Raw genomic sequence first — 20,325 nt, 5'->3', positions numbered from 1 at the left:
TGCGTGGTCCCGCTGGTACGTCGGGTGCGGGTCGTGGGTGGCTTTTGCGCAGTTCCCCGCGCCCCTAAAGACAAGGACGTCACCACGCCCCTGCTTTTCAGGGGCGCGGGGAACTGCGCGAGAAGCGACCACAGCCCGCACCCGACGTACTGGCAGGTCCGGGGATCTCAGGGGCGCGGGGAACTGCGCGACAGAGCGACCGCTGCCCGCAGTCGAAGAGCAGGCCGTAGAAGAACGCCGGTCCCCGTGCGGCTCGCGTACAGAGGACCGGCGTCACAGAACTACGCCGGGACGCTTGCGACGCCCGGGGACAGGAACCGCGTTCCATTCACCCGCTCGGAGACTCCCTCACGGTCGAGGTACGGCGTGATCCCCCCGAGATGGAACGGCCACCCCGCCCCCGTGATCAGACACAGATCGACATCCTGCGCCTCCGCGACAACCCCCTCGGACAGCATCAGCCCGATCTCCTGAGCCACCGCGTCCAGCACACGCCCCCGCACCTGCTCCTCCGTCAGCACGGAATCCCCCTGCTGAAGCAGCGCGACGACCTCGGGATCAAGCTCCGGCTTCCCACTGTCGTACACATAGAAGCCGCGCTTGCCCGCCGCCACGACCGCCTTGAGGCTGGGGGAGACGGTGAAGCGGTCGGGGAAGGCCCGGTTCAGGGTCTCCGAGACGTGCAGCCCGATCGCCGGTCCGACCAGCTCCAGCAGCACCAGCGGCGACATCGGCAGCCCCAGCGGTTCGACCGCCCGCTCGGCGACCTCGACCGGCGTGCCCTCGTCGATGACGTTCTGGATCTCGCCCATGAACCGGGTGAGGATCCGGTTCACCACGAACGCGGGCGCGTCCTTCACCAGCACGGCCGTCTTCCTCAGCTTGCGCGCCACGGCGAACGCGGTCGCCAGCGAGGCGTCGTCGGTCCGCTCACCGCGCACGAGCTCCAGCAGCGGCAGCACGGCGACCGGGTTGAAGAAGTGGAAGCCGACGACCCGCTCGGGGTGCTTGAGCTGCGAGGCCATCTCACTGACGGACAGCGACGAGGTGTTGGTGGCGAGGATCGCGTGCGCCGGGGCGACCGCCTCGACCTCCGCGAACACCTGCTGCTTGACGCCCATCTCCTCGAACACGGCCTCGATGACGAAGTCCGCGTCGGAGAACCCCTCCGCCTTGTCCAGGACACCGGTGACCAGGCCCTTGAGCCGGTTGGCCTTGTCCTGGTTGATCCGGCCCTTGCCGAGCAGCTTGTCGATCTCGGCGTGGACATAGCCGACGCCCTTGTCGATCCGCTCCTGGTCGATGTCGGTCAGCACGACCGGCACCTCAAGACGGCGCAGGAACAGCAGCGCGAGCTGGGAGGCCATCAGACCGGCACCGACGACCCCGACCTTGGTGACCGGCCGCGCCAGGTTCTTGTCCGGCGCCCCGGCGGGCCGCTTGGCGCGCTTCTGGACCAGATTGAAGGCGTAGATCCCGGAGCGCAGCTCACCGCCCATGATCAGGTCGGCCAGCGCCGCGTCCTCCGCGTCGAAGCCCTTCTGGACGTCACCGTCCTTGGCGGCGGCGATGATGTCCAGCGCCCGGTAGGCGGCGGGCGCCGCCCCGTGCACCTTGCCGTCGGCGAGGAACCGGCCCTTGGCGACGGCCTGGTCCCACGCCTCACCGCGGTCGATCGCGGGCCGCTCCACGGTCAGCTCGCCCTTGAGTACCTGGGCGGTCCAGATCAGCGACTGCTCCAGGAAGTCGGCGCCCTCGAACAGCGCGTCGGCGATCCCGAGGTCGTAGACCTGCTGCCCCTTCAGCTGCCGGTTCTGGTTGAGGCTGTTCTCCACGATCACGGAGATCGCGTTCTCGGCGCCGATCAGGTTCGGCAGCAGCGTGCAGCCGCCCCAGCCGGGGACCAGCCCGAGGAAGACCTCGGGCAGCGAGAACGCGGGCAGCGCCTTGGAGACGGTCCGGTAGGTGCAGTGCAGCCCGACCTCGACCCCACCGCCCATGGCGGCGCCGTTGTAGTACGTGAAGGTCGGTACGGCCAGCGCGGTGAGCCGCTTGAAGACGTCGTGGCCGCCCTTGGCGATGGCGAAGGCGTCGCTGTGCTCCTTGACCAGTTCGACGCCCTTGAGGTCGGCGCCGACGGCGAAGATGAACGGCTTGCCGGTGATGCCGACCCCGGTGATCTCCCCGGCCGCGGCCTCCTTCTCCACCTGGTCGATCGCGGTGGCGAGGTTCGCCAGCGAGGCCGGGCCGAAGGTGGTCGGCTTGGTGTGGTCGAAGCCGTTGTCCAGCGTGATCAGGGCGAACCGCCCGGCGCCGGACGGCAGTTCCAGATGGCGTACCTGCGCCTGGGTGACGACCTCGTCGGGGAACAGCTCGGCCGCGCCCTTCAACAGTTCTGCGGTGGTGCTCACTTGTCCCCCTCGAAGTGCGGGTTCTCCCAGACGACGGTCGCGCCCATGCCGAAGCCGACGCACATGGTGGTGAGGCCGTAGCGGACCTCGGGCTGCTCCTCGAACTGCCGGGCCAGCTGGGTCATCAGCCGCACTCCGGAGGAGGCCAGCGGGTGGCCGTAGGCGATCGCGCCGCCGTACTGGTTGACCCGGGCGTCGTCGTCGGCGATGCCGTAGTGCTCCAGGAAGGCCAGCACCTGGACCGCGAACGCCTCGTTGATCTCGAACAGCCCGATGTCGGAGATGGACAGCCCGGCCTGCGCGAGCGCCTTCTCGGTCGCCGGGATCGGCCCGTACCCCATCACCTCGGGCTCGACACCCGCGAAGGCGTACGACACCAGGCGCATCCGGACCGGCAGTCCGTGCTCCCGGGCGAAGTCCTCGGCGGCGATGATGGAGGCGGTGGCGCCGTCGTTCAGCCCGGCCGCGTTGCCCGCGGTGACCCGGCCGTGCACCCGGAACGGGGTCTTCAGCCCGGCCAGGTTCTCCAGGGTGGTGCCGGGCCGCATCGGCTCGTCGGCGGTGACCAGACCCCAGCCGGTCTCCCCGACCTCGGCGTTGGTGTTGCGCACCGAGATCGGCACCAGGTCCTGCTGGATCTTCCCGTTGGCGTACGCCTTGGCGGCCTTCTCCTGCGAGCGCACCGCGTACTCGTCGGCGCGCTGCTTGGTGATGCCCGGGTAGCGGTCGTGCAGGTTCTCCGCGGTCATGCCCATGAACAGGGCCGACTCGTCCACCAGCTTCTCGCTCACGAACCGCGGGTTGGGGTCGACGCCCTCACCCATCGGGTGGCGCCCCATGTGCTCCACACCACCGGCGATCACGGCGTCGTACGCGCCGAAGGCGATCGACCCGGCGGTGGTGGTGACGGCGGTCAGCGCGCCCGCGCACATCCGGTCGATCGAGTAGCCCGGCACGGACTGCGGCAGCCCGGCGAGGATGCCGGCCGTCCGCCCCAGGGTCAGCCCCTGGTCACCGATCTGCGTGGTCGCGGCGATGGCGACCTCGTCGATCTTCGCGGGGTCCAGACCGGGGTTGCGGCGCAGCAGCTCCCGGATGGACTTCACGACCAGATCGTCGGCGCGGGTCTCGTGGTAGATGCCCTTCGGGCCCGCCTTGCCGAACGGGGTACGGACGCCGTCGACGAAGACGACGTCCCTGACGGTACGAGGCACGATGGCTCTCCTCCAGGGTGCGGGGCGCTGAGCGCTTGCTCACCCCCACACTACTGCCGAGTAACGTAGCTGCCAACGTCGACTTCCGACGAGGGGCGACGGTCGCGCCTCTTTTGGGGCGCTGGGGGTACCCCCTCTGGGGGAGGAACTGCGCGACCAGCCACAACGCACCCGCACCCGCCCACGCACCCCCCGCCCCCTACGACGCTTTGGCGGAAAACGCACCCACCAGCACAGGCGCCACCAACTCCACCTGCCACGCCCGAGCCCCCAGCCCCACCAACGCCGCACTCACCCCGGCCACATCCGCGGCAGCGGGCGGCTCCCAGCACACCCTCCGCACCGTATCCGGCGTGATCAAGTTCTCCTGCGGCAACCCCAACCGCTCGGCCAACGCCGTGACCCCCGCACGGGCCGCCGACAGCCGCGCCGCCGCCTCCGGGTCCTTGTCCGCCCAGGCCCGCGGCGGCGGGGGTCCGGTCACCGTCTGCCCCGGCTGCGGGAGGCGGGACTCCGGGAGCACCCGCGCCCGGTCCACGGCCGCCTGCCACTGCTCCAGCTGACGCCGTCCGATCCGCGCCCCGAACCCGTTCAGCGCGCCCAGCGCCTGGGCATTGATCGGCACCGCGAGGGCCGCCTCGACGATCGCGGCGTCCGACAGCACCTTGCCCGGCGAGACGTCCCGGCGCTGGGCGATCCGGTCCCGGGCCAGCCACAACTCCCGCACCACGGCGAGCTGCCGCCTGCGCCGCACCTTGTGCATCCCCGACGTGCGCCGCCAGGGGTCCTTGCGGGGCTCGGCGGGCGGGGCGGCGGCGATGGCCGCGAACTCCTGGCGCGCCCAGTCCAGCTTGCCCTGGCGGTCGAGTTCCTTCTCCAGCGCGTCCCGGAGGTCGACCAGCAGCTCCACGTCGAGCGCCGCGTAGCGCAGCCAGGGCTCGGGGAGCGGACGGGTCGACCAGTCGACCGCGCTGTGCCCCTTCTCCAGGACGAAGCCGAGGACGCTCTCGACCATCGCGCCGAGCCCCACCCGGGGGAACCCGGCGAGCCGCCCGGCCAGCTCGGTGTCGAAGAGCGTGCTGGGCAGCATGCCTATCTCGCGCAGACAGGGCAGGTCCTGGGTGGCCGCGTGGAGCACCCACTCGACGCCGGAGAGCGCCTCGCCGAGGCCCGACAGATCCGGACAGGCGACCGGGTCGATCAGAGCGGTGCCCGCGCCCTGGCGGCGTAGCTGGACCAGATACGCCCGCTGGCCGTAGCGGTAGCCGGAGGCCCGCTCGGCGTCCACGGCGACCGGTCCCGATCCGGCCGCGAACGCGGCGACGGCGGCGGCGAGGGAATCGGCGTCCGCGATCACCGGCGGAATGCCGTCACGCGGTTCGAGCAGCGGTGTCGGCGCCCCAGGAGCAGTGGAACCGCCGTCGTCCGGAGGGGCGCCCCCGGTGGTTCGCAGTGAACTGGCTGCTGCGGTGTCTTGGGCGTCGGTCACCTGTCAAGGGTATCCGTGTACGGACGGCGCCCGCCGACGGAACGTTCCGTCGACGGGCGCGCGGGGGTCGTAAACCAGTCATGTCGGTGAAAGGCGGGGTTCACGCGGAGGAAGGACGGCGGGGACGGCGGGGGACAGGGGCGGGGACACAAGGCAGGGAACGGGGTAGGGATCGGGGTCGGGGGCGGGGATCAGTGGATGATCCCCGTGCGCAGGGCCACGGCCACCATGCCCGCGCGGTCCCCGGTGCCGAGCTTACGGGCGATCCGGGCGAGGTGGCTCTTGACGGTCAGGGCCGACAGGCCCATGGAGACGCCGATCGCCTTGTTCGACTGGCCCTCCGCGACCAGCCGCAGCACCTCGACCTCACGGCCGGACAGCTCGCGGTAGCCGCCCGGGTGGCTCGGGGCGCCCGGGGGGCGGCGGTGCAGCCGGGCGGCGGCGGCACCGATGGGGGCGGCACCGGGACGGGTGGGGAGCCCGACGTTGGTGCGGGTGCCGGTGACGACATAGCCCTTCACACCGCCCGCGAGGGCGTTGCGCACGGCGCCGATGTCGTCGGCGGCGGACAGGGCGAGGCCGTTGGGCCAGCCGGCGGCGCGGGTCTCCGACAGCAGCGTGAGGCCGGAACCGTCGGGCAGGTGGACGTCCGCGACACAGATGTCACGGGGGTTGCCGATGCGGGGACGAGCCTCGGCGACGGAGGAAGCCTCGATGACATCGCGCACGCCGAGCGCCCACAGATGGCGGGTGACGGTGGAACGGACGCGGGGATCGGCTACGACCACCATCGCGGTGGGCTTGTTCGGGCGGTAGGCGACCAGGCTTGCGGGCTGCTCAAGAAGAACGGACACCAGGCCTCCTGGGGTGCGGGACGGGGCCGGCTCGTGGGGATGAAGCCGGTACGAACCGTGCTTTCAAGGTCACAGAGGTCTTCGGCAGCAAACCCGGGGTCCTTTAGAGAATGATCACGATCCAGTGAGTAACAATCCGTGCAATTCGGACACGCGGTCGATCGTCCGAAGATCGAATCGGATCGCTCGGGGCCGATTGAGTGGCGGAAAGTGGCCGAATCGACAAAGTGATGGCATAGAAACCCGGCGTTCGGGCGACGCGGGTGAGCGGCAGCCGCGACGGCCTGGGCGCGTGCCCCGGACATGCGTGAGGGGCACGTCCACCGCACGTGCCCCTCGGCCCTCCCGCTCCGCTCAGCCCCTGATCACCGCGGTTGCGGCCCGCGCCGCTGCGGCAGCGTCACGACGGACGCGTCCCCGGGACCGGCCGGGGGCAGCCCGGCGACCTGGGCCAGCAGATCGCTCCAGGCGGCCAGATGCGCGCCCGTGTCCGGCACCCCGCCCAGCCCCTCGCGCGGCGTCCAGGACGCCCGGATCTCGATCTGGGAGACGGCGGGGCGCGCGGAGAGCCCGCCGAAGTAGTGCGAACCGGCGCGCGTCACCGTGCCGCTGGGCTCGCCGTACGTCAGCCCGCGGGCCTGGAGCGCACCGGTCAGCCAGGACCAGCAGACGTCCGGCAGCAGCGGGTCCACCGCCATCTCCGGCTCCAGCTCCGCCCGTACGAGGGTCACCAGCCGGAACGTGCCCCGCCAGGCGTCGTGCCCGGCGGGGTCGTGCAGCAGCACCAGCCGTCCGTCGGCGAGATCCTGCTCACCGTCCACGACCGTCGCCTCCAGCGCGTACGCGTACGGCGCCAGCCGCTTCGGCGCCGGTACCGGCTCGATCTCCACCTGCGGACGCAGCCGCGCCGAGCGCAGCGCGTCGACCGCGGCCGTGAAGGCCGGCGGGGCCGTACCGTCCGGATGCAGTGAGCCCTCCCCCTTGTCCTTCGGATCGTCCATTCCGCCAGCGCCGTCCGACAGTCGTCCCTGAGCCGCAGCCATGCGGGGAAGATTAAGCGGAACGGAGCCCGCGCGCAGGGCAAGACACCCCGGCCGCGACGCCCCGCCGGACGGGCCCGCACCCGCCCACCCCGCGATCCCGGCCCCCACCCCCATGGGACACTGACCCCGTGAGTGCCAACGGACGCCCCACGGGCCAGCCCCCGACAGCCACCTACGACTCCGCCTTCCTGAAGGCGTGCAGGCGTGAACCGGTCCCGCACACACCGGTGTGGTTCATGCGTCAGGCCGGGCGCTCCCTGCCGGAGTACCGCAAGGTCCGCGAGGGCATCGCCATGCTGGACTCCTGTATGCGGCCCGAACTGGTCACCGAGATCACCCTCCAGCCGGTCCGCCGCCATGGCGTCGACGCGGCGATCTACTTCAGCGACATCGTCGTCCCGCTCAAGGCGATCGGCATCGACCTCGACATCAAGCCCGGCGTCGGCCCGGTCGTCGAACGTCCGATCCGCACCCGCGCCGACCTCGCCCAGCTGCGCGACCTGACCCCCGACGACGTCTCCTACGTCACCGAGGCCATCGGTCTGCTCACCGCCGAACTCGGCGCGACCCCGCTCATCGGCTTCGCGGGCGCCCCCTTCACCCTGGCGAGCTATCTGGTCGAGGGCGGCCCGTCCCGCACGTACGAGAACGCCAAGGCGATGATGTACGGCGACCCGCAGCTGTGGGCGGAGCTGCTGGACCGGCTCGCGGAGATCACCGCCATGTTCCTGAAGGTGCAGATCGAGGCGGGCGCCAGCGCCGTACAGCTCTTCGACTCCTGGGCCGGGGCCCTCGCCCCCGCCGACTACCGCCGCTCGGTGCTGCCCGCCTCCGCGAAGGTGTTCCGCGCGGTCGAGGGCTACGGCGTCCCGCGTATCCACTTCGGCGTCGGCACCGGCGAGCTGCTCGGGCTGATGGGCGAGGCCGGAGCGGATGTCGTCGGCGTCGACTGGCGGGTCCCGCTGGACGAGGCGGCCCGCCGGGTCGGCCCCGGCAAGGCGCTCCAGGGCAACCTGGACCCCACCGTGCTGTTCGCCTCCCGGGAGGCCGTCGAGACCAAGGCGGGCGAGGTGCTGGCGTCGGCGGCCGGGCTCGAGGGCCATGTCTTCAACCTCGGGCACGGTGTGATGCCGTCCACCGACCCGGACGCCCTCACCCGCCTCGTGGAGTACGTCCACGCGCACAGCGCCCGCTGACCGGCGCCCCGCAGCACCTCACCACGGTCGCTGGGGCCGCGCCCGTCTGCCGAAGAGCAGCCCGCGCGGCTCCGGCGGCGGAGGCGTCCCCGGCCGCAGCGGCACGGCGATCAGCAGCCCCACCAGGAACCCCACGATGTGCGCCGCGTAGGCCACCGTGCCCACCGCCGAGACGCCCTGGCCCGCCGAGTACACGGCCTGGAGCACGAACCAGAAGCCCAGCACGATCCACGCGGGCAGCCGCAGCGGCAGAAAGATCAGGAACGGCACCAGCACCCACACCCGGGCCTTCGGAAACAGCACCAGATACGCCCCGAGCACCCCCGCGATCGCCCCGGACGCGCCGATCAGCGGGGCCGCCGAGCCCGCGTTGAGCAGGGCGAAGCCATAGGTGGCCGCGTAGCCGCAGACGCCGTAGAAGAGCGCGTAGCCGAGGTGGCCCATACGGTCCTCGACGTTGTTGCCGAAGATCAGCAGGAACAGCATGTTGCCCAGCAGATGCAGCCAGCCGCCATGCAGGAACATCGCCGTGAGCACACTCAGCACCGGCGACTTGACGTACCCGGGCGGCCCGATGACACACCCGGGCCCCTGCGGTCCCACGCCCGTCGCCCCGGTCGGCACGAGCCGCGGCAGCCGATGATGGATCAGCTCCTGCGGCACCGCCGCGTAGTGGTCGAGAAACGCCTCCAGCCGACACAGATCGGCCAGACTCTCCTCCCCACCGGTCACCGACCCCGCTATCCCCGGCATGACCAGAAACACGACGACATTCGCCACGATCAGCGCGTACGTCACCCAGGGCGTACGCCGCACCGGATTGACGTCATGAACAGGGATCACCACGACAAGACAGTGCCCGAGAACACCCCCAGGCCATTCCAGGCGCGCGGAGCCGCTTCAGGGAACGGCGGGACCAAGGTTTTTAGGGGCGCGGGGAACTGCGCGCCCAGCCACAGCCCACCCGCACCGGACAACGAACCCGGGCCTACGAGGGGCGCGGGGAACTGCGCGCCCAGCCACAGACGACCCGCACCCGGCAACGACTCCCACCACCCCCCTCAGTAGCCGCCCCCTCAAACAACCCCCCGCACCTTCGCCACCGCCTTACGCGCAGCGACAAGCACCGGATCCCACACAGGAGAGAACGGCGGCGCGTACCCCAGATCCAGCATCACCATCCGCTCCACACTCAGCCCGCACGTCAACGCCACCGCCGCCACATCCACCCGCTTCGCCGCCCCTTCCCGCCCCACGATCTGCACGCCCAGCAACCGCCCGGTCCGCCACTCCGCCAGCATCTTCACGGTCATCGGCGAAGCCCCCGGGTAGTACCCCGCCCGGCTCGTCGACTCGATCACCACCGACTCGAACCGCAGCCCCACCCGCCGCGCGTCCTTCTCCCGCAGCCCGGTCCGCGCGATCTCCAGATCGCACACCTTGCTGACCGCGGTCCCCACCACCCCCGGGAATGTGGCGTACCCGCCGCCCACGTTGGCCCCGATCACCTGCCCGTGCTTGTTGGCGTGCGTGCCGAGCGCGATGTGCCGCTCCTGCCCGGAGACCAGGTCGAGCACCTCCACGCAGTCCCCGCCCGCCCAGATGTTCTCCTGCCCGCGCACCCGCATCCCGAGATCGGTGAGCAGCCCCCCGTGCGCCCCGAGCGGCAGCCCCGCCGCACGGGCGAGCGCCGTCTCCGGCCGGACCCCGATCCCGAGCACCACCACGTCCGCCGGGTACTCGGCGTCGGCGGTCGCCACCCCGCACGCCCGCCCGTCGGGCCCGGTGACGATCCGGGTCACCTCGGCGTCGTTGACCATGGTGATGCCGAGACCCTCCATGGCGGTGTGCACCAGCCGCCCCATGTCCGGGTCCAGCGTCGCCATCGGCTCGGCGCCCCGGTTGACGACGGTCACCTGGTAGCCCCGGTTGATCAGGGCCTCCGCCATCTCCACGCCGATGTACCCGGCGCCGACGACCACCGCCCGCCGCCCTCGGGTCGCCGCGAGGGTGTCCAGCAGCGCCTGACCGTCGTCCAGCGTCTGCACCCCGTGCACTCCGGGCGCGTCCATGCCGGGCAGGTCGGGCCGCACGGGACGCGCCCCGGTGGCGATGACCAACTGGTCGTACGACGTCCAGGACTCGGCCCCGGTCGTGAGGTCCCGTGCGCGGACCCGTCCGCCGGGGACGTCGATCTCCGTCACCTCGGTGCGCATCCGCAGATCGATGTCCCGCGCGCGGTGCTCCTCGGGCGACCGGGCGATCAGTTCGTTGCGCTCCGGTACGTCGCCGCCGACCCAGTAGGGGATGCCGCACGCCGAGTAGGAGCTGAAGTGGCCGCGTTCGAAGGCCACGATCTCCAGTGCGCCGGGGTCCTTGTACCGCCGGGCCTGGGACGCCGCGGACATGCCCGCGGCGTCACCGCCGATCACGACCAGTCGTTCTCGCGCGTTCCGCGCCCCGCTGCTGCTCATGGGCCCCACGCTACGGGCCCCCGCGCGGCGGCTCCCGCCCGGTACGTCAGTCCGCCTCCCGCGCGGGTCCGCCCTCCGGTGCCGTCACGGGCGCGGGTGCCGCTGCGGCACGACGCGGCAGCCGGGGCCGTACGAGGCGGAACCAGGCCAGGAGGAGCACGGCCAGGGCCGCCGCGAACGGCAGGGCCGCGCCGAGCGCGACGAGCAGCCAGCGCAGCATCGCCACGAACGCGTCCCAGCCGCCGGACAGCGCGTCCAGGAAGCCGGGGTCGTCGTCCTTGCCGTCCTGGTCGACCGGGGTCTCGGTGAGGATGAGGGAGATGGTCGCCAGGGTGGTGCGGTCCTTGAGGGAGGACTGACGGGCGAGCAGGGACTCCAGATCGGCCTGACGCCGGCTCAGCTCGCCCTCCAGGGTGACGACGTCGCTGAGCCGCTCGGCCTGGTCCATCAGGTCACGGATACGGTTCACGCTGGCCCGCTGCGTCTGGATACGGCTCTCGACGTCCACCACCTGCTCGGTGACGTCCTCCGCCTTGGTGGAGCGGTCGAGGAGCTTGCCCGAGCCGACGCCCTCCAGGTCGCCCAGGACGGCGTCGTAGCGGTCCGCGGGCACGCGCAGGGTGACCTCGGTGTACTCGGCGTCGTCCTCGTCCCGGCTGGTGTGCTCCTCGCCGACATGGCCGCCCGCGCCCTCGATCGCCGAGCGGGCCTCCCGCAGCGCCTTGGGCACGTCCTTGACCTGCACGGTGAGGGAGGCGGTCCGGATGACATGGCTCGCCGGGAGATCGTCCCCCGACTCCTCCCCGTCACTGGGGTCGGCTTTCTGCCCGCCCGCGTCGGCCTCGACCGCCCCGGGCGCCCCCTCGGCCGCCGCCTTGTCGTCGGCGTCCGCTCGCGCGCCCGCGGCGGCGTCCTTGGCCGAACTCGCCCCCATGTCGTTGGCGCCGCACCCGGCGATCCCGAGCGAGGCGGCGAGCAGGACGCCCGCCAGCAGCCGGACCGGGCGCCGCGCGGAGCGCCGTACGGCGGCGTTGGTGGGCCGGGTGTGAAGTGTGCGCATGTGCGCCCCCCAGGGTCGTGACGATCGGACGCTTCTTCGACGCCGGGACGGGCCCATACGTTTGACCCGGCCGGTCCCGATGCGGTCACGGTCGGGACTCGGGCCGGGCACGCCCCCTTCCCGCGGGGCGGCGGCCGGGTCTGAGAGGCTGGGGCCATGAGCACAGCAGCAGCCCCCGGCAGCAGGCACGTCGTCGTCATCGGGGCCGGCATCGCCGGGCTCGCCGCCGCGCACCGGCTGCTGGACCGAGGCGCGAGAGTCACCGTCCTGGAGGCGGCGGACCGGGTCGGCGGCAAGCTGCTCGCCGGGCGGATCGCCGGGGTCCGGGTCGACCTGGGCGCCGAGTCGCTGCTCGCCCGGCGCCCCGAGGCGGTCGGACTGGCCCGTGAGGTGGGGCTCGCCGACCGGCTCCAGCCGCCCGCCACCGCGTCCGCGTCACTGTGGACCCGCGGCACGCTCCGCCCGATGCCCAAGGGACATGTGATGGGCGTGCCGGGAACGGCCGAGGCGGTCGCCGGGGTGCTGTCCGAGGAGGGCCTGCGGCGGATCGCGCGGGACGCCGAACTCCCGCGCACGGAGGTCGGGGAGGACGTGGCGGTCGGGGAGTTCGTGGCCGCCCGGGTCGGGCGCGAGGTCGTCGACCGGCTGGTGGAGCCGCTCCTCGGCGGGGTCTACGCCGGGGACGCCTACCGTCTCTCGATGCGCTCCGCCGTCCCCCAGCTGTTCGAGGCGGCGCAGACCCACACCTCGCTGACCGAGGCGGTCCGCGCGATCCAGGCGAGAGCGGCGGGCGCCGCCACCACCGGGCCGGTGTTCATGGGCATCGAGGGCGGTGTCGGCACGCTGCCGCTCGCGGTGGCCGCGTCGGTGCGTGCCCGGGGCGGCGAGATCGTCACCGGCACCGCCGTGACCGGGCTGCGGCGGGAGCCGGACGGCTGGCGGGTCGTCGCCGGGGACCGGGCGCCGCGCGCGGACGCCGTGGTGGTGGCCCTGCCCGCGCCCGCCGCCGCCGGGCTGCTGCGCGCCGAGGCCCCGGCCGCCGCCGCCGACCTCACGGCCGTCGCGTACGCCTCGATGGCGCTGATCACCCTGGCCTACCGCCGCGCGGACGTCCGGCTGCCCGAGGGCAGCGGCTTCCTCGTCCCGCCGGTCGACGGCCACACCATCAAGGCGTCGACGTTCGCCTCCCAGAAATGGGGCTGGATCGCCGCCGAGGACCCGGACACCGTCGTGCTGCGCGCCTCGGTCGGACGGTACGGCGAGGCGGAGATCCTCGCCCGGCCCGACGCCGACCTGGTGGCCGTCGCCCGGCACGATCTGCGGGCCGCCACCGGCCTCACCGCCGACCCGGTGGACACGGCCGTGACCCGCTGGCAGGACGGGCTGCCCCAGTACCCCGTCGGCCATCACGCCCGGGTGGCCCGTATCCGCGAGGGGATCGCCGCGCTCCCCGGGCTCGCCGTGTGCGGCGCGGTCTACGACGGGGTCGGCGTCCCGGCCTGCGTCGCCAGCGCGTACGCGGCCGTGGACGCGCTGGACGGCGACGACCGGGCCGTGCGGCGGCTCACCGAGGCCCCGGTGCAGAGCCTGCACGGCGGAGCGGGAGAATAGCCGCATGAGTGACGACGCCCCCACCACCGACCGGATTCCGAACAAGGGCAAGCTGGCGAAGGACCTCAACGAGGTCATCCGCTACACGCTGTGGTCCGTCTTCCAGCTGAAGGACGCCCTGCCCGAGGACCGCGCGGGGTACGCCGAAGAGGTGCAGGAGCTGTTCGACCAGCTCGCCGCCAAGGACATCACCGTGCGCGGCACCTACGACGTCTCCGGACTGCGGGCCGACGCCGACCTGATGATCTGGTGGCACGCCGAGACCGCCGACCAGCTCCAGGAGGCGTACAACCTGTTCCGCCGTACCCGGCTCGGCAGGGCGCTGACCCCGGTGTGGTCGAACATGGCGCTGCACCGGCCCGCCGAGTTCAACCGCTCGCACATCCCGGCGTTCCTGGCCGACGAGAACCCGCGCGACTACGTCAGCGTGTACCCGTTCGTGCGCTCCTACGACTGGTACTTGCTGCCCGACGAGGACCGCCGCCGGATGCTCGCCGACCACGGCAAGATGGCCCGCGGCTACCCCGACGTCCGGGCCAACACGGTGGCCTCGTTCTCGCTCGGCGACTACGAGTGGATGCTCGCCTTCGAGGCCGACGAACTGCACCGGATCGTCGACCTCATGCGCCATCTGCGCGCCTCCGAGGCCCGCCGTCACGTCCGCGAGGAGGTCCCGTTCTACACGGGCCGCCGCAAGTCGGTCGCGGACCTGGTGGCCGGGCTCGCCTGAGCGCTACTTCGCGCCGCCGGGGCGGGGCTCGGGGTGCGGCGCGCACGCAGCGCGCCGCACCGGGAGCCGCCCCTCCAGCAGATACGCGTCGACATGTCCGTTGACGCAGGCGTTGGGCCCGCCGACCAGCCCGTGCGAGCCCGCGTCCCGCTCGGTCACCAGCACCGCCCCCGACAGCCGCCGCTGCAACTCCAGCGCCCCCTCGTAGGGCGCGGCGGCGTCCCGCTCGGCGGCCACGATCAGCGTCGGCGGCAGCTCACCGGGCCCGGTCCGCACATCCACCGGTGTCTGCCGGGGCCCCGCCCAGTACGCGCACGGCAGGTTCAGCCACACGTTGTCCCAGGTCTCGAACGGCGCCACCCGCGCCAGCCGGGTGTTGTCCCGGTCCCACACCGCGAAGTCCGTCGGCCAGGGAGCGTCGTTGCACTCCACGGCCGTGTAGACCGCCTTGGCGTTCTCCGCCTCCGCCGCCGCCTCCTCGACCGGCGCCGCGATGTCGACCAGCGGCTGCGGATCGCCCTTCAGATACGCCGACAGCGCCTCGGCCCGGTACGGCCAGTGGTCGTCGTAGTACCCGGCCTCCAGGAACATCCCCTGGAGCTGTCCGGGCCCCACCTTCCCGCCCGCCGGTTCGGCCGCCAGCCGGGTCCGCGCCCGCTCGTAGCCCGCCTGCACCGCGTCCGCCGTGGCCCCGAGGCCGTACACCGTGTCGTGCCGGGCGGCCCACGCCTTGAAGTCGGCCCAGCGGCCCTCGAACGCGGCGGACTGGGCGAGGTTGTTGCGGTACCAGACACTCGCCGGGTCGGGGTCGACGGCCGAGTCGAACACCATCCGCCGCACATGCGAGGGGAACAGCGTGGCGTACACCGCCCCGAAGTAGGTGCCGTACGACGACCCCATGAAGGTCAGCTTCTGCTCGCCCAGCGCGGCGCGGATCACATCGAGGTCGCGGGCGTTGTTGAGCGAGTGGTAGTGCCGCAGGGCGCTCCCGGACCGCTCGGCACAGCCCCGCGCGTACGCCGTGGCCTCGGCGACCCGCTCCCTCTTGTACGCCGCCGACGGGCGGGCCGGTGACTGGCTCGGCCCCTTGAAGAACCGCGCCGGGTCCTGGCAGGACAGCGGCGCCGAACCGCCCACACCGCGCGGGTCGTAGCCGACCAGGTCGTAGGCGGCGCCGATGCGCTTCCACTCCGGGAGCAGCCCGATCAGCGGGAAGTAACGGCCGGAACCGCCGGGTCCGCCGGGGTTGTAGACCAGCGCGCCCTGCCGCGGCACCTTGCGCTTGCTGTTGCCGGGGTCGGTGTGGGTGGCCTTGACCCGGCTGACGGCCAGCTTCAGCCGGGCGCCGGTGGGGTGGGCGTAGTCCAGCGGGACCGTGACCGTGCCGCACTCCATGGCGCCGGGCAGGTCCTCGGCGTCGGCGCAGGGTCCGAAGGCGACACCGGCCGCGCGGGCGCGCTCGGCGGCGATCCGGGTGCCGTGCGCCTCGACCGCGCCGGGAAGCCCGGGAGCGGCGCCCGCCGGGACCGCGGTCAGCGCGGAGAGCAGCAAGGACCCGGCGGCCGAGAGGAGAGCGGCGGCTCGCATACGAGGTATCCCTTCGGAGCGTGCGCGGACGCACGATGGCGACATAAGGGATGTTTCGTGCGGGGGTGGGGGAAGGCAAGCACCGGAGGGGGCGTGGCGCGGCGGGCACTCCGATGCGTTCGCACTCCGTGGTGTTGCGGGGGGCTCGGCTCTCGCTTGTCGGCCGTCACCGGTGGGGTGGGAGGCCGGTCAGGGGCGTGATGGGGCCCGTCAGGTGTCGGGGTCGGCGTCCCATGGAGCCGCGGCCCGGGGGGACGCTCCCGTCAGGCGTCAGGCGTCAGGCGTCAGGCGTCACGCGTCGGGGTCGGCGTCCCATGGGGCGCGGTCCCGGTGGGCGAAGGCCGCCCTCAGGTCCGGTTCGCCCACCGCGTGCACCCCGAGCACGGCCACCGACGTCAGGAACGCGCGGTCGTCCCCGGCGCCACCGCGTCCGCCGTGCCGGGCCAGCCCGCCGATCAGCCGCTGCCCGGCGGGCGAGGCCCAGCGCGAGTACGGATGGACCTCGATCCGGGCGAGGACCAGACAGCTCAGGGTGAGGGCCAGCGGCAGCGCGAACCACAGCGCCACCAGATGGCGGGGCAGCTCCGTCGGTGTCGGCATCAGCAGCGCGACGGCGCCCAGCGCCGCCACCAGCACCGCCGCGCCCCGCACCTGCCGTACCCCCGCCGCGACCGGCGACCCGGTGCCGTCCGGCATCGCGAGCCCCGCCCGCACCAAGGCGTCGGCCAGCCCGCGCACCGGGTCGGCGGCGGCCGTGGCGCTGCGCACCGGCGCTATCGGGGACTGTCCCTCGGGCCCGATCGCGCCGATCACCGTGCGCTCCATCTCGTCCCGCCCGCGCGGATCGACGACGGTCGCCCAACCGGTGCGGGCCAGCAGCAGCCGCCGCTGGCGGGCCATCGACACCAGGGTCAGTTCGGCGACCCGCCCGGGACCGCCGGACAGGAACGCCGCCTCGTACAGCGTCAGGTCGCGCCCGCGCCCGGCGCCCGGGTCGGGCGCCGCCGCGCGGACGGCGGCCAGGCACAGCCGGGTGCACGCCACACCGGCGACGGCCCAGGCCAGGAGCAGGAGAACCACCCAGAACATGCCGCGTTTGTATGACAAGAGGAGGCGAAACGCCATGCCTTGTTCACCATCCGGACGGAGCGTTGCGCGTATGTGACGTTCCGGCGGACGGGAGGGACGACAGTGGCCCGGGAGCCACCGGGACGGTCAGCGGCGCAGCAGCACCCGCCGGGTGGCCCGCGCGAACCGGGCGCCCGGCCGGGCGGACCGCGGCGCCGGACCCGACCGGTCCAGCAGCCACTCCCGCAACTCCCCCCGTACCCGCCCGTCCACGTCCTGCCCGTCCCGCAGCACCTGCCGGACGAAGTCCAGCGCGTCCCGCCGGTAGCCGCCCGCCATCGGACGGCGGTGCGCGTACGCCAGGAACGCCCCCCGGTACCCGCCCCCGAGGATGCGGGGCAGTTCGGGCGCGACCTTGGCCACCACGTCCGCCCGCTTCCCGGCGAGCGCCCGGGACTGCACCCGCAGCCGGGCCCGGTCGAACCCCTCGGGCGCCGGGGTCCCGGCGACCAGCGCGGACAGCAGCGCGGCTTGGGCCAGCCCGATGCGCTGCCGGGGTCCGTCGACCCCGGGTATCTCCCCGGCGTCCCGTGCCGCCGGGCCGGTGGTCGGCGTCGGCGTCGGGGTCCCGCGTCGTCTGGCGTGTCCCCGGGCGAGTGCCGTCCGGACGGCCATCAGTTCCCGTTCCAGCTCCCGTGGGGCCGGGAAGTCGTCGTCCCGCTCCAGCAGCACACCGGGCGGGTCGATCCGGGACGTGAGATCCGTGAGCAGATCGAGGACCGGCCGGGACACCGGGTGGGCGTGGCTGTCGTGCCAGACGCCGTCCCGCTCGACGCCACCGGCCACATGGACGTACGCGAGCGCCTCCAGGGGCAGTTCGGCGAGCGCCTTCGCCGGATCGGCGCCGCTGTTGACCCGGTTGGTGTGCAGATTCGCCACATCGATCAGCAGCCGTACGCCGGTCCGGTCGGCGAGGTCGTACAGGAACTGTCCCTCCGTCATCTCGTCGCCCGGCCAGGACAGCAGGGCGGCGATGTTCTCGACGGCGAGCGGCACGGGCAGCGCGTCCTGGGCGATCCGTACATTGGCGCACAGCACGTCCAGCGCGTCCCGGGTGCGCGGCACCGGCAGCAGATGACCCGCCTCCAGCGGCGGCGACGCGGTGAGCGCCCCGCCCGCCCGGACGAACGCGATGTGCTCGGTGACCAGCGGCGCCCCCAGCGCCGCCACCCGCTCGGCGAGCGCCGCGAGCCGCCCGGCGTCGGGCGGCTCGGCCCCGCCCAGCCCCAGCGACACCCCGTGCGGGACGACGGTCACCCCCCGCCCGCGCAACCGCTCCAGCGACGCGGGCAGATGCCCCGGGCACACGTTCTCCGCGACGACCTCCACCCAGTCGATGCCGGGCATCTGCTCCACGGCGTCCGCGATCTCCGGCCGCCACCCGATCCCCGTCCCCAGTGCCCGTGCCGTTCCCCGCGCGATCCTCTCCGCCTGTGCTGTCCCCATGTCCCCCTCCTCCTACGGCCCTGCTACAGCCTCTCCACGTACCTCACGATCCCGGTGAGACGGGGTATGGCCCCGCCGGAGCGCGGCGAACCCCCTAAGGCGGTCGTTCAGAGCAACATTTGAGGTTCGCGCCCCCGTGAGATCCGCGCGCCGATCACCGTCACGACCGCGCTGACCAGCGGAAAACCGGTCGAGTCCGGGTCGCGGGAGTGGTGGAATGCCGCCATGCAGCCGCCGTACACCGAGCCCGCCGCCGTCGACCGGGGTTCCTACCCGGACACCGTGACCCCGTGGGAGGACCCCGACTGGCGGGCGACCGCCCTCGCCTGGGCGCACCGGGAACTGGCCGCCGCCGGACGCCCCGCGGCGGGGGAGTGGCGGGTACGGCTGCGGCCCTGGTCGGTGCTCGTCCGGTTCACCGTCGCCGACGGCGGGACCGTGTGGTTCAAGGCCAACCCGCCCGCGAGCGCCTTCGAGGCCGCCCTCGGACAGGCGCTGGCCCGCTGGGTCCCCGGCCAGGTGCTGACCCCGCTCGCCGTACACACCGCGCACGGCTGGTCCCTGCTCCCCGACGGCGGCGACGACCTCCGTACGCTGCTCGCCCGCGAGCCCGTCGACCCGCGCGCCTGGGAGGCGCCGCTGACCCAGTACGCCACGCTGCAACGCGCGCTGGTCCCGCACGCCGACGCCGTCGCACGGCTCGGTGTCCCCGAGGCCCGCACCGCCGACCTGACCGCGTTGTTCGACCGGCTCGTCGACGCCGACACCGCGCTGACGCCCGAGGACCGGGCCCGGCTGGGGGCGCTGCGGCCCCGGCTCGCCGAGGGATGTGCCGAACTCGCCGCCCTCGGCCTCCGCGACACCCTCGACCACGCCGATCTCCACGAGGGCCAGATGTTCCGGCCCCGCCCCGGCCGGTTCGTCTTCTTCGACTGGGGCGACGCCCTCGTCACCCACCCGCTGTGCAGCTTCCTCGTCCCCGCCCGCCAGGCCGTCGAGCGGTACGGCCCCGGCGTCCTGCCCCGGCTGCGGGACGCCTACCTGGAGCCCTGGACCGGGGCCGGGCCCGGCCGGGCGGAACTGCGGCACGCCCTGCGCACCGCCACCCGGCTCGCCGCGCTGGGCCGCGCGTCCGCCTGGGGCAGGCTCTTCCCCGGCGCCCGCACCGGCGCGGCCGGCCCCACCGAGACGGCCGCCTCCCTGCGGGAACTCCTCACCGAGCCGTGGGAATGGCCCGCCTGACCGGACGCCCGGACGCCGGGATGGCGGCGGGGTAGGTGGAGGGGCGGGGTCTGGAGGGCGGCGGGGGTCAGTGGAGCGCCAGGTGATGACGAGGGGTCCGGACGGCGGAGTCGGTCAGCGGAGCGCCGGGTGGTCCGCGATCACCGTGCAGGAATTCGGGGCGATCTCCGTGAACCCCGCGTCCCGTACCACCGGCAGCCCGCTCGCCGTCAGGGTCCGCCACTCGGCCGGGTCCGCCGTGCGCACCGCCAGCGGGAAACCGGCCTCGCGCCAGGCCGTGCGCTCCTCGTCCGACAGCTCCCACCAGGCGAGTTGGGCGCCGTGGCCCGCCTGCGCCATCGCCTTGCCCGCCGACATCTCCACCTCCGGGCTCAGCCACAGCACCGGCGCGTCCCGGTCGGCGGCGGCCGGGGGCTCCGGGTCGTCCAGATCGGTGCCGGACACCTGGAGCCGGGCCAGGTCCTTGGGCCAGCCGTCCAGCGGGACGGGCGGGAAGACCCGTACCTCCGCCGCCTTCCCGGCGACCGTGATGCCGGGCAGCGCCTCGGCGCGGCGCCACTCCGCGCCCCGGGCCCGGCGCACCACCTTGCGGATACGGGCGTCCTGCCAGTCCCGCATGGTCTGCGCCCACTCGCCGTCGCCGGTCGAGCGCGGGTCGCTCAGCATCACCAGCACCGCGCGGGCCGCCGTCTCCAGCGCGTCCGTGCGCGGCGGGGGCGCGTCCCGCTCGATCCGCACGACCAGCGGCAGCACGAACTGCCGTGCCGTGTCCCGGTCACCGGTCTCGGGCTGAAAAGGGCTCTCGCTCACGGACCGCAGGGTACGTGACCGGCGCCGGGC

16 protein-coding genes are annotated in these 20,325 nt (G+C 73.4%); 4 read left to right on the top strand and 12 right to left on the bottom strand.

Features of this window, described 5'->3' with window-relative positions:
* Positions 1–281: 281 nt before the first annotated feature.
* From AB0D49_RS00945 to AB0D49_RS00925, 5 genes are all read right to left on the bottom strand, one after another.
* Positions 282–2,411, bottom strand: coding sequence for a 3-hydroxyacyl-CoA dehydrogenase NAD-binding domain-containing protein (locus AB0D49_RS00945; RefSeq protein WP_362748571.1), 2,130 nt, complete (start codon positions 2,409–2,411; stop codon positions 282–284).
* Positions 2,408–3,625, bottom strand: a complete 1,218-nt coding sequence (locus AB0D49_RS00940) for an acetyl-CoA C-acyltransferase (RefSeq protein ID WP_362748568.1) — start codon at positions 3,623–3,625, stop codon at positions 2,408–2,410. Before AB0D49_RS00940 ends, AB0D49_RS00945 begins: the two co-directional genes overlap by 4 nt.
* 199 nt (positions 3,626–3,824) lie before the next feature.
* A complete protein-coding gene (locus AB0D49_RS00935) occupies positions 3,825–5,114 on the bottom strand; it encodes a ribonuclease D (RefSeq protein ID WP_362748565.1) in 1,290 nt (429 codons plus the stop codon).
* A 191-nt stretch (positions 5,115–5,305) separates the two neighbouring features.
* Positions 5,306–5,968 (bottom strand): response regulator transcription factor, encoded by a 663-nt coding sequence (locus AB0D49_RS00930; protein ID WP_003972894.1) that lies wholly within the window; start codon positions 5,966–5,968, stop codon positions 5,306–5,308.
* Between the two features lie 365 nt (positions 5,969–6,333).
* Positions 6,334–7,011 (bottom strand): DUF3000 domain-containing protein, encoded by a 678-nt coding sequence (locus tag AB0D49_RS00925; RefSeq protein ID WP_362748562.1) that lies wholly within the window; start codon positions 7,009–7,011, stop codon positions 6,334–6,336.
* Positions 7,012–7,139: 128 nt separating this feature from the next.
* Here AB0D49_RS00925 and hemE point away from each other — a divergent pair, with 128 nt between their 5' ends.
* On the top strand, positions 7,140–8,207 hold the full coding sequence (hemE, locus tag AB0D49_RS00920; protein ID WP_362748560.1) for a uroporphyrinogen decarboxylase: 1,068 nt from the start codon (positions 7,140–7,142) through the stop codon (positions 8,205–8,207).
* 18 nt (positions 8,208–8,225) lie between these two features.
* Here hemE and AB0D49_RS00915 read toward each other — a convergent pair whose 3' ends face one another.
* The 3 genes from AB0D49_RS00915 to AB0D49_RS00905 form a co-directional block, all read right to left on the bottom strand.
* Positions 8,226–9,053, bottom strand: a complete 828-nt coding sequence (locus tag AB0D49_RS00915) for a rhomboid family intramembrane serine protease (protein ID WP_362748557.1) — start codon at positions 9,051–9,053, stop codon at positions 8,226–8,228.
* 230 nt (positions 9,054–9,283) lie between these two features.
* A complete protein-coding gene (locus tag AB0D49_RS00910; RefSeq protein ID WP_362748554.1) occupies positions 9,284–10,681 on the bottom strand; it encodes an FAD-dependent oxidoreductase in 1,398 nt (465 codons plus the stop codon).
* 46 nt (positions 10,682–10,727) lie between these two features.
* Positions 10,728–11,741: a DUF4349 domain-containing protein gene (locus AB0D49_RS00905; protein ID WP_362748551.1), complete on the bottom strand. Its 1,014-nt coding sequence runs from the start codon at positions 11,739–11,741 to the stop codon at positions 10,728–10,730.
* A 156-nt stretch (positions 11,742–11,897) separates the two neighbouring features.
* Here AB0D49_RS00905 and hemG point away from each other — a divergent pair, with 156 nt between their 5' ends.
* Positions 11,898–13,352, top strand: coding sequence for a protoporphyrinogen oxidase (hemG, locus tag AB0D49_RS00900; RefSeq protein ID WP_362748548.1), 1,455 nt, complete (start codon positions 11,898–11,900; stop codon positions 13,350–13,352).
* A 4-nt stretch (positions 13,353–13,356) separates the two neighbouring features.
* Positions 13,357–14,082 (top strand): hydrogen peroxide-dependent heme synthase, encoded by a 726-nt coding sequence (hemQ, locus tag AB0D49_RS00895; protein WP_362748545.1) that lies wholly within the window; start codon positions 13,357–13,359, stop codon positions 14,080–14,082.
* Positions 14,083–14,085: 3 nt separating this feature from the next.
* Here the strand turns inward: hemQ and AB0D49_RS00890 are convergent, their stop codons facing one another.
* From AB0D49_RS00890 to AB0D49_RS00880, 3 genes are all read right to left on the bottom strand, one after another.
* On the bottom strand, positions 14,086–15,669 hold the full coding sequence (locus tag AB0D49_RS00890) for an alpha/beta hydrolase (RefSeq protein ID WP_362748542.1): 1,584 nt from the start codon (positions 15,667–15,669) through the stop codon (positions 14,086–14,088).
* Positions 15,670–15,960: 291 nt separating this feature from the next.
* On the bottom strand, positions 15,961–16,758 hold the full coding sequence (locus AB0D49_RS00885) for a TIGR04222 domain-containing membrane protein (protein WP_362748539.1): 798 nt from the start codon (positions 16,756–16,758) through the stop codon (positions 15,961–15,963).
* A 126-nt stretch (positions 16,759–16,884) separates the two neighbouring features.
* Positions 16,885–18,243: a DUF692 domain-containing protein gene (locus tag AB0D49_RS00880; protein ID WP_362748536.1), complete on the bottom strand. Its 1,359-nt coding sequence runs from the start codon at positions 18,241–18,243 to the stop codon at positions 16,885–16,887.
* Between the two features lie 225 nt (positions 18,244–18,468).
* Here AB0D49_RS00880 and AB0D49_RS00875 point away from each other — a divergent pair, with 225 nt between their 5' ends.
* A complete protein-coding gene (locus tag AB0D49_RS00875) occupies positions 18,469–19,485 on the top strand; it encodes an aminoglycoside phosphotransferase family protein (RefSeq protein WP_362748533.1) in 1,017 nt (338 codons plus the stop codon).
* Positions 19,486–19,599: 114 nt separating this feature from the next.
* On the opposite strand, the gene AB0D49_RS00870 is transcribed toward AB0D49_RS00875, so the two are convergent.
* Positions 19,600–20,304: a peptidyl-tRNA hydrolase gene (locus AB0D49_RS00870; protein WP_362749293.1), complete on the bottom strand. Its 705-nt coding sequence runs from the start codon at positions 20,302–20,304 to the stop codon at positions 19,600–19,602.
* Positions 20,305–20,325 lie beyond the last annotated feature (21 nt).

Origin of the sequence: Streptomyces sp. NPDC048290, from assembly GCF_040652095.1 — a bacterium.
In the GTDB taxonomy this organism is placed as follows: domain Bacteria; phylum Actinomycetota; class Actinomycetes; order Streptomycetales; family Streptomycetaceae; genus Streptomyces.
This window is presented reverse-complemented; position numbering and strand designations above follow the sequence as displayed.

Coding starts and splice junctions, on each gene's coding strand:
- hemQ (WP_362748545.1), top strand. CDS start 13,357: ATGAGTGACGACGCCCCCACCACCGACCGGATTCCGAACAAGGGCAAG.
- AB0D49_RS00910 (WP_362748554.1), bottom strand. CDS start 10,681: ATGAGCAGCAGCGGGGCGCGGAACGCGCGAGAACGACTGGTCGTGATC.
- AB0D49_RS00880 (WP_362748536.1), bottom strand. CDS start 18,243: ATGGGGACAGCACAGGCGGAGAGGATCGCGCGGGGAACGGCACGGGCA.
- AB0D49_RS00885 (WP_362748539.1), bottom strand. CDS start 16,758: ATGTTCTGGGTGGTTCTCCTGCTCCTGGCCTGGGCCGTCGCCGGTGTG.
- hemG (WP_362748548.1), top strand. CDS start 11,898: ATGAGCACAGCAGCAGCCCCCGGCAGCAGGCACGTCGTCGTCATCGGG.
- AB0D49_RS00905 (WP_362748551.1), bottom strand. CDS start 11,741: ATGCGCACACTTCACACCCGGCCCACCAACGCCGCCGTACGGCGCTCC.
- AB0D49_RS00925 (WP_362748562.1), bottom strand. CDS start 7,011: ATGGCTGCGGCTCAGGGACGACTGTCGGACGGCGCTGGCGGAATGGAC.
- AB0D49_RS00890 (WP_362748542.1), bottom strand. CDS start 15,669: ATGCGAGCCGCCGCTCTCCTCTCGGCCGCCGGGTCCTTGCTGCTCTCC.
- AB0D49_RS00875 (WP_362748533.1), top strand. CDS start 18,469: ATGCAGCCGCCGTACACCGAGCCCGCCGCCGTCGACCGGGGTTCCTAC.